This window comes from Oleiphilus sp. HI0043, assembly GCF_001634935.1.
This window is the reverse complement of the sequence record NZ_LWEY01000468.1, coordinates 1-14,707: the sequence shown is the minus strand read 5'-3', so window position 1 is coordinate 14,707 and position 14,707 is coordinate 1. Positions and strand designations below refer to the sequence as shown.

General features: G+C 43.9%; 12 protein-coding genes. 6 read left to right on the top strand and 6 right to left on the bottom strand.

Annotated features, from left to right (window positions below; translation table 11 throughout):
* The 4 genes from A3729_RS05965 to A3729_RS05950 all read left to right on the top strand — a co-directional run.
* A partial coding sequence (locus A3729_RS05965) for a chitobiase/beta-hexosaminidase C-terminal domain-containing protein (protein WP_197475611.1) occupies positions 1 to 1,708 on the top strand: 1,708 nt, incomplete at its 5' end.
* 125 nt (positions 1,709 to 1,833) lie between these two features.
* The gene (locus A3729_RS05960) at positions 1,834 to 2,736 is read left to right on the top strand and encodes a LysR family transcriptional regulator (protein ID WP_068506716.1); all 903 of its coding nucleotides are present in this window, start codon (positions 1,834 to 1,836) and stop codon (positions 2,734 to 2,736) included.
* An 11-nt stretch (positions 2,737 to 2,747) separates the two neighbouring features.
* The gene (locus tag A3729_RS05955; RefSeq protein ID WP_068506719.1) at positions 2,748 to 3,059 is read left to right on the top strand and encodes a DUF2007 domain-containing protein; all 312 of its coding nucleotides are present in this window, start codon (positions 2,748 to 2,750) and stop codon (positions 3,057 to 3,059) included.
* Positions 3,060 to 3,345: 286 nt separating this feature from the next.
* Complete coding sequence (locus A3729_RS05950; RefSeq protein ID WP_068506723.1) at positions 3,346 to 3,540, top strand: DUF6316 family protein; 195 nt, start codon at positions 3,346 to 3,348, stop codon at positions 3,538 to 3,540.
* 12 nt (positions 3,541 to 3,552) lie between these two features.
* Here the strand turns inward: A3729_RS05950 and A3729_RS05945 are convergent, their stop codons facing one another.
* Positions 3,553 to 4,011, bottom strand: coding sequence for a nuclear transport factor 2 family protein (locus A3729_RS05945; protein WP_068633394.1), 459 nt, complete (start codon positions 4,009 to 4,011; stop codon positions 3,553 to 3,555).
* 189 nt (positions 4,012 to 4,200) lie between these two features.
* Here A3729_RS05945 and A3729_RS05940 point away from each other — a divergent pair, with 189 nt between their 5' ends.
* Positions 4,201 to 5,082 carry a GlxA family transcriptional regulator gene (locus tag A3729_RS05940; protein ID WP_068506727.1) on the top strand — a complete coding sequence of 294 codons (882 nt, stop codon included), beginning with the start codon at positions 4,201 to 4,203 and terminating at the stop codon, positions 5,080 to 5,082.
* 3 nt (positions 5,083 to 5,085) lie between these two features.
* Here the strand turns inward: A3729_RS05940 and A3729_RS05935 are convergent, their stop codons facing one another.
* Entirely contained in the window at positions 5,086 to 5,514 is a 429-nt protein-coding gene (locus A3729_RS05935) for a thioesterase family protein (RefSeq protein ID WP_068633391.1), read from the bottom strand.
* A gap of 509 nt (positions 5,515 to 6,023) precedes the next feature.
* Between A3729_RS05935 and A3729_RS05930 the strand changes: the two genes are divergently transcribed.
* Complete coding sequence (locus A3729_RS05930) at positions 6,024 to 8,804, top strand: bifunctional aconitate hydratase 2/2-methylisocitrate dehydratase (RefSeq protein ID WP_068633389.1); 2,781 nt, start codon at positions 6,024 to 6,026, stop codon at positions 8,802 to 8,804.
* Between the two features lie 124 nt (positions 8,805 to 8,928).
* Here the strand turns inward: A3729_RS05930 and A3729_RS05925 are convergent, their stop codons facing one another.
* The 4 genes from A3729_RS05925 to bfr (A3729_RS05910) form a co-directional block, all read right to left on the bottom strand.
* Positions 8,929 to 9,165: a hypothetical protein gene (locus A3729_RS05925; protein ID WP_068633387.1), complete on the bottom strand. Its 237-nt coding sequence runs from the start codon at positions 9,163 to 9,165 to the stop codon at positions 8,929 to 8,931.
* 351 nt (positions 9,166 to 9,516) lie between these two features.
* A complete protein-coding gene (locus A3729_RS05920) occupies positions 9,517 to 13,539 on the bottom strand; it encodes a methyl-accepting chemotaxis protein (RefSeq protein WP_068633384.1) in 4,023 nt (1,340 codons plus the stop codon).
* A 295-nt stretch (positions 13,540 to 13,834) separates the two neighbouring features.
* On the bottom strand, positions 13,835 to 14,302 hold the full coding sequence (gene bfr, locus A3729_RS05915; protein WP_068506737.1) for a bacterioferritin: 468 nt from the start codon (positions 14,300 to 14,302) through the stop codon (positions 13,835 to 13,837).
* 11 nt (positions 14,303 to 14,313) lie between these two features.
* Positions 14,314 to 14,707: bacterioferritin (bfr, locus tag A3729_RS05910; protein ID WP_068633382.1), on the bottom strand; the 394-nt coding region annotated here is incomplete at its 5' end.

Below are 14,707 nucleotides of genomic sequence, written 5' to 3'. Positions count from 1 at the left end.
TTGGCCAAACCCGGTAATAAATGAAGTTCTTAGCTTAACAGCTAACGCAGCATTGCAAGTTAATTCAGAACAGTTTGCGAAAATGGGGCTCACACTGATATCGCTCAAGGCAACCATTGCCATTTGGGCTGCAGATATGCTTGCCGTAGTAAATGATGCGAGGCATATTCCAAGCACCGTTTCGGCGACTGTTAATTTCCCGATTGATCTGCTTAGCATGACGCCTTTAGCCATTAGCCGTCGTGATGGTGGTGTTATTGAAACAGAAGAAGTCACCCTAAGCGGCTTTGGCTTAAAAACACTAGATCATGTAGATGGCCGACATATTCCGGAAATCGTTCTAAGCGCTAAGAACGGTGAAGGTGAACTTGTTGATAGCGCCAAGTTTTATCCTTCTAATGCGCTGAACACCAACGACCCAGGAACGGAAATTAAATTCGAAGTATTCGGTCAATGGCTAAATGCCGACAGCAACGTCGATACAATTGAAGTTTCAATTGATCATATCTATACCAGTCGCAATCTAATAGGCATGAACAATGTCTATGAAATTACCGTTCCACCTGTAAGTGATCAAGCCAGTTTTACGATTCAAGTGGGCGCTATGGTTATTACTTCAATCGACCAAGAACGGGTTCAAGGTAACGATGAGCTGATCTTAAGTGTTTCAGGCATGACAACTAACATCGACGACTACACCGTCTACTTCAGGACGCATACGGGTAGCATTGTCCACGCTGCAATTCATTCTCTGTCTCAGGGAAGCTTAGCGTTAAGATTACCTTCGCACGAAAATATGGAGGTGGGTCCAATTAGCGTTTATATCGAAAATACCGAAGGTATTCGAAGTAACGAAGTAGCGCTTACGTTTATCCCGGAAAAAGTAGAATTTATATCCAACGGTATGAATGAGTTTGGTCAATTAGAACTAGCAATGACTCAAGCACAAGGCCTACCAGATATCCGCTATGTGTTGAATGGTTCAGCGCCAGAATACAACTACTCGGCACCGATTTCGGTTTCTGATGGCACCACGGTGACCGCTTATGTAATACAAAGGGTTGATGGCCAGGACTATGCATCAGAAGAATCTGAATTTACCCATTCGACCTGCCCTATTGCTGATATTCCTCAATCCAATAGCCCTAGTTGCCCATCCACCTACGATATCGAACTCGGCAGCTCGAATACTTTTAATCAGGCTATTACGATGGCCAATGAAAGTGATCCCAACTCGTATACTTCTTGCTCATACGGTCATGGCGCAAACTACTATGAAGACCCGGGAATACTTGACCGAGAGCAGTTCTACGTCAATGCCCAGCTGCATGGATTAAGTCGATATTGGCATGAAAATGGGCAGATCTCTTCTCAAGGCTATTATAAGGAGGGAAATTCTCATGGTCTGTCCGAAGCCTGGTATGACAATGGCATCAGAATGTCACAAAATTATACTTACAACGGCGAATACTGCGGAGCCCAGACAAGTTGGTATGCAAGTGGTCAAAAAGAATCCGAAGACTATTATGCTGATGGCGAGAAACACGGCCTCTCAAGCGATTGGTATGAAAATGGGAATAAGGAATTTGAAGCGCACTTCGCGAATGGCAGTTACCATGGCACGCTAAAACGATGGAACGAAGATGGTACACTACTTTACTGCTGGAACTACGTTAATGGGACAAGAGGCGACAGCTGCGCGCCTTAAAGTGCTAGCTAGATTGATTCGCACCTTCAGGCTAATTTAGCCTGAAGGTGCTTTAGTGACATCATCACCTATAGCTGCTTAAATACATGCCTGAACAACAACTTCTTGTTTGAGTTTAATAATCTATGCAGCTTCAAAAAATTGACCTAAACCTGTTCATTGTTTTTGATGTAATTTACCGAGAACGAAATCTGACTAAGGCTGCTGAGTCCCTTCATATCACTCAACCCGCTGTCAGTAACTCGCTAAGTCGTCTACGCCGTGTTTTTGATGACCCACTATTTGTAAGACAATCAGGTCACATGGTACCTACACCATTGGCTGACAACATAATATCCAGAGTACGTGCGGCCCTGGCCGGGCTGGAGAGCAGCATCACCGAGCATGATGACTTTAATCCGGAAACCTCTGATAAGAAGTTCTCGTTCGCGATGAACGACACCTCTGAGTCTTACCTGCTGCCAATATTGATGTCTTATTTGCAAGAACATGCACCCGGCATTTCAATTGAGAGCTTTCCTGTCGCACGTTCAGAACTATCGAGAGAGTTTGCCACGGGGCAGTTAGATTTTGCGCTCGACGTTCCTTTGGTTAACGATCCACAACTTGTGAATGAGTCTCTCGCCCAAGACCGTTTTGTCTGTGTCGCTAGCCACGATCACCCATCGCTAGACGGTAAAAGCCTAACACTCGAGCAATACCTTTCTTCGCCGCACATTCATATATCCAGCCGCCGACGGGGTCAGGGCTATATTGACCTGCACTTGAATCGACAGGGCCTACAACGGGATATTCGCTTACGAGTCCAGCACTCTAGGGCTGCTCCACCAATCGCGGCACAGACCAATATGCTGCTAACAATCCCTGAAACCCTGGCGAAAGATCACAAACTAGCGATCTACGACTTGCCCTTTGAATTACCTGATGTAGATTGGCATTTATACTGGCACAGCAATTACAGCCAGGATAAAGCACACCAATGGATGAGAAGCGTCATTATTGATATCTTTAATCAAGAAATAAGCTGAGTACATGTTTGATGAAACGCATTTTTTCGCATTCAAACTCATTATTAGTCTTCAACCTTCGCAACATCCTGGGTAATCATAATATCAATTGCGAAGTTCGGAATGATGGCCTGACATCGACAGCGGGTGAAACACCTCCGACAGAGGTGTGGGCTGAGCTTTGGGTCTCGAAAGAAAGGGATTATGAGCAAGCAGAAAAAATCATTGAAGAAGCGGTACACGGCGACCCCAAAGCGACTTCATGGTTTTGTGAGCATTGCTCTGAAGATAATGCTCCCGCGTTTGAATTATGCTGGAAGTGCGGTAGAGAACGCGCTATATAACTTAGGCTCCTGAAAACCTTTTAGCTAAGCACTTAATTCTATTAATTAATACCTTTCGAACTAAGCTTTATGCGCCATATTTCAAACCAGCTCTGCTATGTGAATAAATGCAATATAAACCGCATTTTCCTGGCTACATTTCATACAAACACTACAATTAGATAGTATTAGACCCCGGTCTATAGGCAGACCTATTGCCGCCTACATTCTATTTCTTTTTTATTATGACGATCACCCTTAGTACCTGTTGCTAATACGATGAGGTACGTAGTTAAGGAGAAAGCTCATGACAGTTCGTTCCGGTGAAGGTGATAAAAGCTGGTTCCGCAGCAATCGTTTTACTCATGTTAATGATTCCTGGTTTTTCACGACGCGAGAAATGACCGAGGAAGGCCCCTTCCACTCTCGACAAGAAGCAGAAAGTGCTTTGGTGTTATACATCAGGCACGTAAATGATTCGTTTTTCAAAAATAGTGGCTAGCGTTACATTGATCTAACTTTCAAACTGGGATAATTGCGCCATTGCCTGTTTTGATACTGCATTTTGAAAGGTACTAGACCAGCCTAACAAGTATGCAGGAAGCCCGATCGCCTGACGAGACCAACGCCAAAAGTTGAAGTCATCGTGATGCTGGTAAATCAATCCATCTTTAAAGGTAATGTTTGCCTTAATCTTATTATTTACCTTTCGACCCGTTTTAGAAAACAAGTAATTTGCTTCCCAGTTCACTTCACCTTGTGTGTCGTTCACCTTAGCCACATTAAAACTAAGGTCGAAGTCTTTTGCGCGCGTGCAGAGCATTTTCCACATAAGCCCTACTTCTGCTCCCGATAAGGTAAAAGCCGGGTCTTTGAAGGTCGCCTGTGGGTGGTAGCATGAAGTCATTGTTTCCCAATCAAGCTTTTGAAAAGCCGTGTAAAAGCGTTCTAATAATTCTTGCTGTTGATTCATTTCTGCTCTCCTGCTCAATTCATATCATTTACATAATGATAGCGAGCACTTAGACTACTTGTAAGATGACTGATATGACATTATTAAACGACTAATAAGACAAATAAAAAGAATACCTTTTGCATTGGGATTTATGTTCACCCTAGCTCCCCTGTTTCTTCAGTCGCTGGGCTGTGGGATATTTTTTCTGTGTGTTCACAGTTGCTTGCAAACGATATTCAGTTAACAACAAGCCTAGTGGGCCCGTCTCATTCAAGTATTAATAGTAGTACACCTATTCGTATTAGCCCTACAGAAGACATTGGTCAGAAGCATTATGACTTGGTCATCATCGCGCCCCTCGGCCCTGTCCCGACTAATGGCTTTGATTTTGATGACGCGCTAATTCAGTGGCTAGTAGACAGCCAGCGAAAAAGAGGCGCAGTGGCGTCAGTATGTACCGGCGCATTTCTTGTGGCGGCGACAGGTTTGCTTGATCAGCGTCGCGCAACCACACACTGGAAGTATGCCTCCCAGTTTCGACAACAATTCCCGCTTGTTGATTTACAGATTGATAGCATGCTGACTCATGATGGAACATTATTCTGCTCAGGCGGCGCCTACGCATTTCAAGACCTCTGCCTTTATTTAATTGAAACGTTTTTTAGTCGCTCGCTCGCCGAAGCTTGCTCCAGATTACTGATGATTGATTTGTCTGAGAGATCGCAGCTAAGGTTTGCCGGTATACAAGCTTTGAAAGAACACAGTGATGAACACATTATTGGTATTCAAAACTGGATGGAAGATCATTTGGATAGCTTCGATAGTATCGAAGAGCTAGCAAACCGCTTTAACATGAGCAGCCGAAACCAGGTGCGGCGCTTTAAAACCGCTACCGATGAAACGCCATCTAGCTATTTACAAAAGCTTCGCATAGAGAAAGCAAAGCATCTGCTTCAAACAGGGAGTCAAAATATAGAGGCCATCGCAGGTAACGTTGGCTATCAGGATATTCAGTATTTCAGAACGCTTTTTAAAAAGCTCTGCGGTCAAACACCAAAACAATTTAGACAAAGTAAACTAAAACGCTAATACCTATAGTCCGTCGAGTGCAACAATTCTGTTTTTGATCTCTTCAGGAATGGCATGTTTACAGTTATTGTTATAATCGTAAAAAACGATTATTCCCTCACCTTCTGCCGCAATTCTGCCAGTATTATGGCTCATAACGTAGTACTTCATGGTAAAGCGATCTTCTGAAATTTCGCACACTCGCGTTGCCACGGAGATATTGTCAGGGTAGCTTAAAGGCGCTTTATAGCGGCACTGAGTAGAGGCCAGTATTGGGCCAATACCAGAGCGTTTCATTTCTTCATTATTACCCTGTCGGTCAAAATAGGCAATTCGCGCACTTTCGAAGTATTTAAAATAGACGACATTATTAACGTGCTGAAAGGCATCCATTTCACCCCAGGCTACTGGCGTATCTATCGAAACCTGACACTGCTCAAACACTTCGCTCATTACTACCTCTTCGCATTGTATTTATCAAATCATGGTATAAATGAGTGTAGAGCTTAACGACAAACAAACACATTCACAAAACCTATACCGAAAATAACATTCATAAGCCTGAGTAATTATTAACTTTTGCGGGGAAATCCCATACAATATGTGCGCGAAAATATAAGGGTGGTCTAAACTCAATAGATTTCGATCTAGAGGCTAAGATCTAGCAATAAAGACATCTGACCACCAGCCTAAGCTAAAGTGAACCTTAGAAATCAAAAAGTCACAAGAGCGGGCCATAATAAGGGAAAGATAGCTGTGGACACATTCCACACTAAATTTAAGCAGACGCACTGCTGAGAATAAGCGCCCAATGGGGAGCTTGCATAGTGAATAAACAGGAACACCTGATCAGTTCACTGGAAAGCCATGCTCCGTTGGACACCGATGAAACTACTTGCATCCAATGGCGTATTAAGTAGTTTTTTGATAGTCATTACTAAAACTTTGAGTGAGAGATTCGTATGAGTTTGTATTCAGAATACCTAGAAGAAATTGAGGTTCGTAAAAAGGACCTAGGTTTGAACCCTAAGCCAATTGATAGCGCAGATTTGTTATCAGAGATCATCGCTCAAATTAAAGACACGGGTAACGAGCACCGCGAAGCGTCTTTAAACTTCTTTATCTACAACACGCTTCCAGGTACAACTCCTGCGGCAGGCGTTAAAGCAGCATTCCTAAAAGACATCGTTCTAGGTAATGAAACTGTTGCTGAGATCTCGCCTGAGTTCGCTCTTGAGCAACTTTCTCACATGAAAGGTGGCCCTTCTGTTGAAGCACTTCTAGACATCGCTCTTTCTGACGACGCACAAGCTGCAGCGGCTGGCGAAGTTCTAAAAACTCAAGTATTCCTATACGAAGCTGATACAGCTCGTTTGGCTGATGCTTTCAAAGCTGGCAATGCCATCGCTAAAGACATTCTAGAGAGCTACGCTAAAGCAGAGTTCTTCACGAAGCTTGACGACATTCCTGAGAAAATCGACGTTGTGACTTACATCGCAGCTGAAGGTGACATCTCTACTGACCTTCTTTCTCCTGGTAACCAGTCTCACTCTCGTGCAGACCGTGAATTGCACGGCCAGTGCATGATCACACCTGAAGCTCAGCAAGAAATCGTTGAACTAGGTAAAAAGCACCCTAACGCTAAAGTGATGCTAATCGCTGAGAAAGGCACTATGGGTGTTGGTTCTTCACGTATGTCTGGTGTTAACAACGTTGCACTTTGGGCAGGTGAAAAGACTTCTCCATACATCCCGTTTATCAACAACCGTCCTGTTGTTGCTGGTACTAACGGTATCGCACCGATCTTCCTAACAACTGTTGGTGTAACTGGCGGCATTGGTCTTGACCTTAAAAACTGGGTTAAGAAAACTGATGCAAATGGAGATGTTGTTAAAGACGAAAATGGCGACCCGGTACTAGAAGAAGCATATTCTGTTGCAACAGGCACTGTTCTAACTATCGATACGAAAGCTAAGAAGCTTTACAACGGTAGCGAAGAATTATCTGACGTATCTGACGCTTTCACGCCTCAGAAAGTTGAATTCATGAAAGCTGGCGGTTCTTACGCGGTAACCTTCGGTAAGAAAATCCAAACTTTCGCAGCTGAAACACTAGGTGTTGATGCTCCTGAAGTTTACGCAGCGTCTAAAGAAATCTCTAACGAAGGCCAAGGCCTGACAGCTGTTGAAAAAATCTTCAACCGTAATGCTGTAGGTGTTAAGTCTGCAACACCTCTACACACAGGTTCTGACGTTCGCGTTAAAGTGAACATCGTAGGTTCTCAGGATACAACTGGCCCTATGACTTGCCAGGAACTAGAAGCAATGGCTGCTTCGACTATTTCTCCAAGTGTTGATGGTGCTTTCCAATCGGGTTGTCACACAGCTTCTGTATGGGACAACAAAGCGAAGGCTAACACGCCTAAGCTAATGGCATTCATGAACGCATTCGGCGTAATCACTGCACGTGATCCGAAAGGCGTTTACCACTCAATGACTGACGTAATTCACAAAGTATTGAACGACATCACAGTTGATGACCGTGCAATCATCATTGGTGGTGACTCTCACACTCGTATGTCTAAGGGCGTAGCGTTTGGTGCTGACTCTGGTACGGTTGCAATCGCACTTGCTACTGGCGAATGTGCAATGCCAATCCCTGAGTCTGTAAAAGTTACCTTTAAAGGCAACATGAAGTCTCACATGGACTTCCGTGACATCGTACACGCCACTCAAGCTCAAATGCTTAACAAGTTTGGCGAAAACGTTTTCCAGGGCCGCGTAATCGAAGTACAAATCGGTACTCTACTGGCTGACCAAGCGTTCACCTTCACTGACTGGACTGCAGAAATGAAAGCGAAAGCTTCTATCTGTATCTCTACTGACGAAACACTAATCAGCTCTCTAGAGTTAGCTAAGTCTCGTATCCAGATCATGATCGACAAGGGCATGGAAAACGAAGCGGGCATGCTTCAAGGTCTTATCGATCTTGCTGACAAGCGTATTGCTGAAGTTAAATCTGGTGAAGCGCCTGCGCTTGCTCCTGATGACAACGCTAAGTACTTCGCTGAGTTGGTTGTTGATCTAGACGCGATTGAAGAGCCAATGATCGCTGACCCAGACGTAAACAACGAAGACGTTTCTAAGCGTTACACGCACGACGTGATCCGCCCTACTTCTTACTACGATGGCCGTCAGGTTGACCTAGGCTTCGTTGGTTCTTGTATGGTTCACAAAGGCGATATGCAAATCATCGCTGCAATGCTTCGTAACCTAGAGAAGAAAGGTCCTATCACCTTCAACGCACCACTAGTTGTTGCGCCACCAACGTACAACATCGTTGATGAGCTAAAAGCTGAAGGCGATTGGGATATTCTATCTAAGTATGCTGGTTTCACTTTTGATGATGAGCATCCAAAAGAAGCAGCACGTACTAAGTACGAAAACATTCTGTACCTAGAGCGCCCTGGATGTAACTTATGTATGGGTAACCAGGAAAAAGCTGAAGCAGGTGATACTGTTCTAGCTACTTCTACCCGTCTATTCCAAGGCCGTGTTGTAGAAGATACCGCTGAGAAGAAAGGTGAGTCTCTACTAGGTTCTACGCCAATGGTTGTACTATCAACTATTCTTGGCCGATTCCCATCATTGGAAGAGTACAAAGAAGCTGTTGAAGGTATTAACCTGACTTCTTTCGCTCCACCAGCTGAAGATTTGGCCGTGCCGGTTAAAATCGTTGGATAAGATGGATTAAGACTTGGTCTTAATCATAAAAAAGCCCGGTCATTGACCGGGCTTTTTGCTTTCTATGTAGCTCTAAACAGAGTCTCTACTGGCTATTTAGCCATTGTACCAATACTTTATTTTACTAAATTATCACTTCTGGCAAGTAAGGAAAATCACTCAAGGGGCGCTTATCCATTCTTCTGTCATCGGTATGACGCCTATCAAAAGGTCCTAGACTTTCTAGACTGGGCATCAAGCTGTCTCTTCGACTACCGACCCGACGATCCAAGCTAAGGTCATACCCTACTTTGCCCGCCATGACTTTTCGTTTTTTGCCAATATTTTTGCTTACAGTTCTCTTTCTGCTTGAAGTGTACATTTACCACCTCCTCGCTTCCGGGTGAGAAGCGCTAAGCTATTCACCTATTAGTCTACGCCTAAATTCGACACCCCATTAAATTGTTTTGTCATAGTAATTCTGTGTTCATAGTTTTGAGTTATTAGTGAAGCCAGCGCGGCCGAAGGATCTGCCTACAGAAGTCGACTTACCTCGTGCCCGTAGGCAGAGGGTTCCACCCCTCGCTGGTCAACCCCGTGCTAGCCCTCGTGCAAGCCGTGGAAGGATCTACCTACATGAGTAATGCACTGCTTGAATCAAGTACTCCCCCGCTAAAAAAAAGGCCGAGCAGTGGATCACTGATCGGCCTTTGCATTCCCTTTAGACTATGCGCTAGAAGTCTTCCCAGTCATCATCATCGTTTGAGTTATCACCACTGTATTTGATCACCTGATCTTCTGTCGGAGCAATACCGGTATCCATCGGCACCGAAGTCGTTTGCTGTGGAGCTTGGCTGACAGAAGGAGTCGGTGCAGGCGCTGATGTAGGTGCTGAAGCAGGCGCGCTAAATATTGCGGCCTGGTGATTCCCCACTCTGAAGAAGCTAACCATCTGATTCAAGGCTGATGCTTGCTCACTCAAAGCCTCACTAGAGGCACTTGCCTCTTCAACCAAGGCTGCGTTTTGCTGGGTCATATCATCCATTTGCATGACTGCTTGGTTAATCTGCCCAATACCATCATTCTGCTCGGCTGCTGCCGTGGCAATTTCTTCTACTCTTACAGCAACCTCTTCAACTGACTTCACGATATCCGCAAGTGTCTGGCCAGAATCATTTACAAGCTGAGAGCCCGTTTCAACCTTATTGACGCTTTCACGAATCAGGTCTTTGATCTCTTTCGCTGCCGTCGCAGAACGTTGAGATAAGGTTCTAACCTCACCTGCCACCACTGCAAATCCTCGACCATGCTCACCCGCTCTAGCGGCCTCAACGGCTGCGTTAAGCGCTAGCAAGTTAGTCTGGAACGCAATCTCATCAATGACACCAATAATGTCGTTAATCTTATGACTCGAAGCGAGTATTTCTTTCATTGCTCCCACTGCGCCATGAACAACCTCACCACCTGCAACCGCTTTCAATTTAGCGTCGCTAGTGACTGTATTTGCCTGTGAAGCATTCCCGGCACTTTCTTTAACCGTGCTGGTAATCTCTTCCATGCTCGCTGCAGTTTCTTCAAGAGAACTCGCCTGAGACTCTGTGCGCGCACTTAGATCAGCGTTACCTTGCGATATTTCGTTCGCGGCTTCGTGAACCATCGACGTGGATTCACGAATCTGCGTAATGATCTCGGTAAGTTTGGTCACCGTCGCATTCACATCTGTCTTAACCTTACCGAAAGATCCTCGGTATTCACTGCTAATTGTCTTGGTCAAATCACCCTCTGATAATGCAGACAGAACTTCACCCACATCAGCTAAGAAGGAGTCTGCACTTCCAACAGTCTGGTTCAAACCTTCTGCTAACTTAGCAAAGAAGCCTGTTTTACCTTCAGGGTCCAGACGCTTGGACAGATCACCATTTGCCGCCGCAAAAACAAGTCGGTCGATTTCTTGTTCGATAGCGACTTCGTTAGTTCGGTCAGCCCACTCAACAACCGTACCAATACGTTCGTTATCGTCGTTTGTAATAGGGTTCACAACCAAGTCCATATTACGGCCACCAATATTCAGACTTGCCGAATACTCACTCGTCAGGCTCTCTAACAATTGTTTCTGGTGTGAGGGGTTCTTATGGAAGACATCAATACTGCTTCCTAACAAGGTATTGACGTTGAAATTACCCAGGTCTTTTTGAATGTCACTTTCTGCATTTCGCAAGGTCGATATCACTGCATCATTCATGTAGATAATATCGCGGTCGGCATTGGCCACCATGACATTTGCCGAAACACTATCCAAGGCTTGCTTGATACGCGCATTATCATTAGCGACACTACGCTCTTTAGCCAATCGTTTTAGCTCTTCAGTTTGATCATCCCACTCTACGACCGTACCAATGCGCTCACCCTCATCATTAACAATCGGGTTAACAACAAGGTTTAGATTACGACCACCCACCACAATATCTGCAGAGTATTCAGCAGTCATCCGTTCTATCATGCCACGCTGGTGCGCTGGATTCTTATGGAATATGTCTATATTACTGCCAATAATCTTATCAACAGCAAAATTGCTTAGCTCTGCTTGAATATCCTTCTCGGCATTGCGCAAAGTATCAACAACCGCATCATTCATATAAATAATATTAAGCTGGTCATCTGCAACCATAACGTTTGCAGAAACACTATCAAGCGCCTGCTTCATTCGGGCATTTTCATTGGCTACGCGACGCTCTTCTTCAGTGCGTTTCAACTCTTCAGTGATATCGTTCCACTCAATAACTGTACCTAAACGTTGCCCTTGCTCATTGATAACCGGGGTAGCCATCAGGTCAAACACACGACCACCTGTTTTCACCCGACTCTGGTGGGTATCTTTAAGATTTTCAATCACCGCACGCTGATGGCTTGGGTCTTTGTGGAAGATATCTGCATTCGCACCCAGCAAACTATCGGCATCAAAGTTTGGCAAGTCATTCTGTAAGTCCGCTTCAGCATCTTTAAACATCTTTTGAACAGACTCATTCAAGTAGATGATGTTCATTCGATCATCTGCCAACATTACATTGGTATTACAAACGTCTAAGGCTTGCTTGATACGACTACCATCATTAGCAACAGCAATCGCATCCTCTACTTCAAAGCCCATTTTGATCTGCATAGACTTAAGTGAACACATCAATGCAGTTAGTTCGTTATTACCACTGACATGGATATCTTCTCGATAGTTACCGCTCGCGATTTCACCAAAATTAGCCAGGCATTCATTAATTGAGCGAAGAATGTTTCGTGATAAAGCGAAGCCCAATATGAAGGTCACTAGAATCGCAAGAATAGTTAAAACACCAATGATATAGAACTGGGTTTGCATTCCCTCTATGCGCTCAGTTAGCAATGTTTCTAACAAGTCAGCACTTTCGTCGTATAACTCGAATGCCTTATTAATGCCACGTGTGCCTTCTGAGAAGAATGACTTTGCATTTAACGAAGTATTTTCTAAGTCCCCAGCACGGATCTCATCAACTGAGGCAATGAACCCGCCAATAATTCTTTCCACATCATTAGCTAAAGGCCCCAGACGATCTTTCACGCGCTGTTCAGCATGAGCACCTGATTTATATGAGGTCAAAACACCCTTATAATTAACGTCAATACCAACCTTAAGCTCAGTTAGTTTAATCAACTGCTTTTGACTTATTGCTTCATTAGCAATAACACCGGAACCCAGGCCACGAGCTTGCCCCATATTCTCTACCAGAGCAGGAATCTTGTTAATTACCAAGTCCATACTGTAGAAACTGCCCAACTCTGGGTCGAGTATCAGGTTAGAGGTATCACCCGCATGAATTATAAGGTTCAATATGTCATTGATCAGATCAGTATGACGAGTAAAGCTGCTCTTGGCCTCAAGATTAAAAGCCATCCCCTTAAGGTTATCCCATTTGTTTTGTATCGCATTAAACTGGCTAGAGGTTTGTAGTTTTTCACCTAAGCGATCATCAACTGCTTTAGCTTCATCAAATAAGCCATTAATCTTCTGTCTAACTGAAAGTATCTTACCCTCGAACGAGGTATCACCATTAAGATACGCGTTAGTCATCCCTCGATGCTGAGGAATAAATTGGAGCAGCTGTCTAATTGGTCGAACATACTCAACCCCGACCATTTCCTGCTTTGAGAACTCTATTTGGTCATTCTGCTGCATAAGCGTAAATACTATCAATGCGCTGAGCATTAGAAACACTACACCCAGAAACATAAACTGCTGAGTGAGTTTTATATTGCCTAATTTAGGAAGATATTGAGTAATGCCTGGCTTAACGACATTGCCGCCATCCAAGGCTATTTCGCCATTTTTAAGGGCAACATAGGCGCCTTCTGCAGCGGCAATCTCTTCACGACTGGGAATCGAACGAACCGACATATATTCAGTGATATTGCCATTTTCCCAAATAGGTGTCACATTCGCCTTCACCCAATAAAAGTCACCATTCTTACAACGGTTCTTGACGATTCCCGTCCAGGGTTGGCCCTTCTTCATTGTTGCCCAAAGATCCTTAAAGGCTTCGGGCGGCATATCAGGGTGCCTGACAACATTATGATTTTTCCCGACCAGTTCTTGCTCAGTAAAACCACTAATAGCGATAAATGCTTGGTTGACGTAAGTCGTAATACCTTTGAGATTAGTTTTAGAAACCAAAGTCTGGCCTTCGACCATCATGACTTCATTGTCAGTCACCGGCATATTGATCTTCATAGAGACACCCTAAGTATTTTTTAAGCGCGTTATTTTTAGATAGTGTGTAGTGAGCAAGCTATAGACTAGTTATCGTCATGTCGGCCCATTTCCTTGAATGAATCTGTCTATTTTGGGGTGAATTGCTTATTTAGCACTATAAATATAGGACAAAATTAGAAATACCCCCTACCTATTTAGGGATATTTTAGAAAGAAAGTATTTGGATTCAGTTGGGGATTAACGTTTATATCAAACAAACAAAAAAGCCGTCACAAATGACGGCCCTACTTACACTCATTATGCTATTCGAAGCTTACATCTGCGACTGTAAGTAATTTTGAAGCCCAATCTTATCAATCAAGCCCAATTGCTTCTCTAGCCAATAAGCATGATCTTCTTCTGAGTCTTCTAACTGCTTAACCAGCATTGCACGGGTTTCGTAATCTTGCTCAGACTCACACAAAGCAATCGCTGCCTTAAGGTTTTTAATTACTGAGTATTCTACATTCAAGTCATTCTGTAGCATTTCCGAAACTGTTTTACCGACATTTAGCGGCTCACGCGTTGCCAAGTCTGGATGCCCTTCCAAGAACAAAATCCGTTTGATCATTTGGTCTGCGTGATCTGTCTCTTCTTCACGCTCATGATCCAAACGTTCATAAAGCTTATCTAAGCCCATATCTTCATAAATTCGAGAGTGAACAAAGTATTGGTCTATTGCCGTTAGCTCACCCGCTAACAAGTGATTTAATTCTGCTATAACTTTATCTGAACCTTTCATATTTCACCCCCTTAATCATCTTCAATCATTGATTGCATATAGTTCTCGATCGTCACTTTATCGATCAGATCAAGCTGAGTTTCCAACCAATCTAGATACTCCTCTTCTTCTGCAAGAATTTCTCGAAGCTTATCACGGGTGACGTAGTCTGATACTGATTCACAATAAGCGATCGCTTCGCGTAAGTCGGCAATGGAGCTTTGTTCTAATTTGAGGTCGCACTCCAGCATTTCTTGAGTGTTCTCGCCTATTAATAATTTGCCTAACTTTTGCAGGTTGGGGATACCTTCCAAAAACAGAATGCGCTCAATCAGCTCATCTGCCTGCTTCATATCTTTGATAGATTTTTTATATTCTTTTTTATCTAGGCCTTCGAGGCCCCAGTTTTTAAACATACGAGCATGC

Bases quoted from the DNA above. Each gene is read 5' to 3' on its own strand.
- A3729_RS05955 (WP_068506719.1), top strand. From the start codon at position 2,748: ATGAAACGCATTTTTTCGCATTCAAACTCATTATTAGTCTTCAACCTT.
- A3729_RS05930 (WP_068633389.1), top strand. From the start codon at position 6,024: ATGAGTTTGTATTCAGAATACCTAGAAGAAATTGAGGTTCGTAAAAAG.
- A3729_RS05945 (WP_068633394.1), bottom strand. From the start codon at position 4,011: ATGAATCAACAGCAAGAATTATTAGAACGCTTTTACACGGCTTTTCAA.
- A3729_RS05950 (WP_068506723.1), top strand. From the start codon at position 3,346: ATGACAGTTCGTTCCGGTGAAGGTGATAAAAGCTGGTTCCGCAGCAAT.
- A3729_RS05960 (WP_068506716.1), top strand. From the start codon at position 1,834: ATGCAGCTTCAAAAAATTGACCTAAACCTGTTCATTGTTTTTGATGTA.
- A3729_RS05920 (WP_068633384.1), bottom strand. From the start codon at position 13,539: ATGAAGATCAATATGCCGGTGACTGACAATGAAGTCATGATGGTCGAA.
- A3729_RS05935 (WP_068633391.1), bottom strand. From the start codon at position 5,514: ATGAGCGAAGTGTTTGAGCAGTGTCAGGTTTCGATAGATACGCCAGTA.
- A3729_RS05925 (WP_068633387.1), bottom strand. From the start codon at position 9,165: ATGTACACTTCAAGCAGAAAGAGAACTGTAAGCAAAAATATTGGCAAA.
- bfr (WP_068506737.1), bottom strand. From the start codon at position 14,302: ATGAAAGGTTCAGATAAAGTTATAGCAGAATTAAATCACTTGTTAGCG.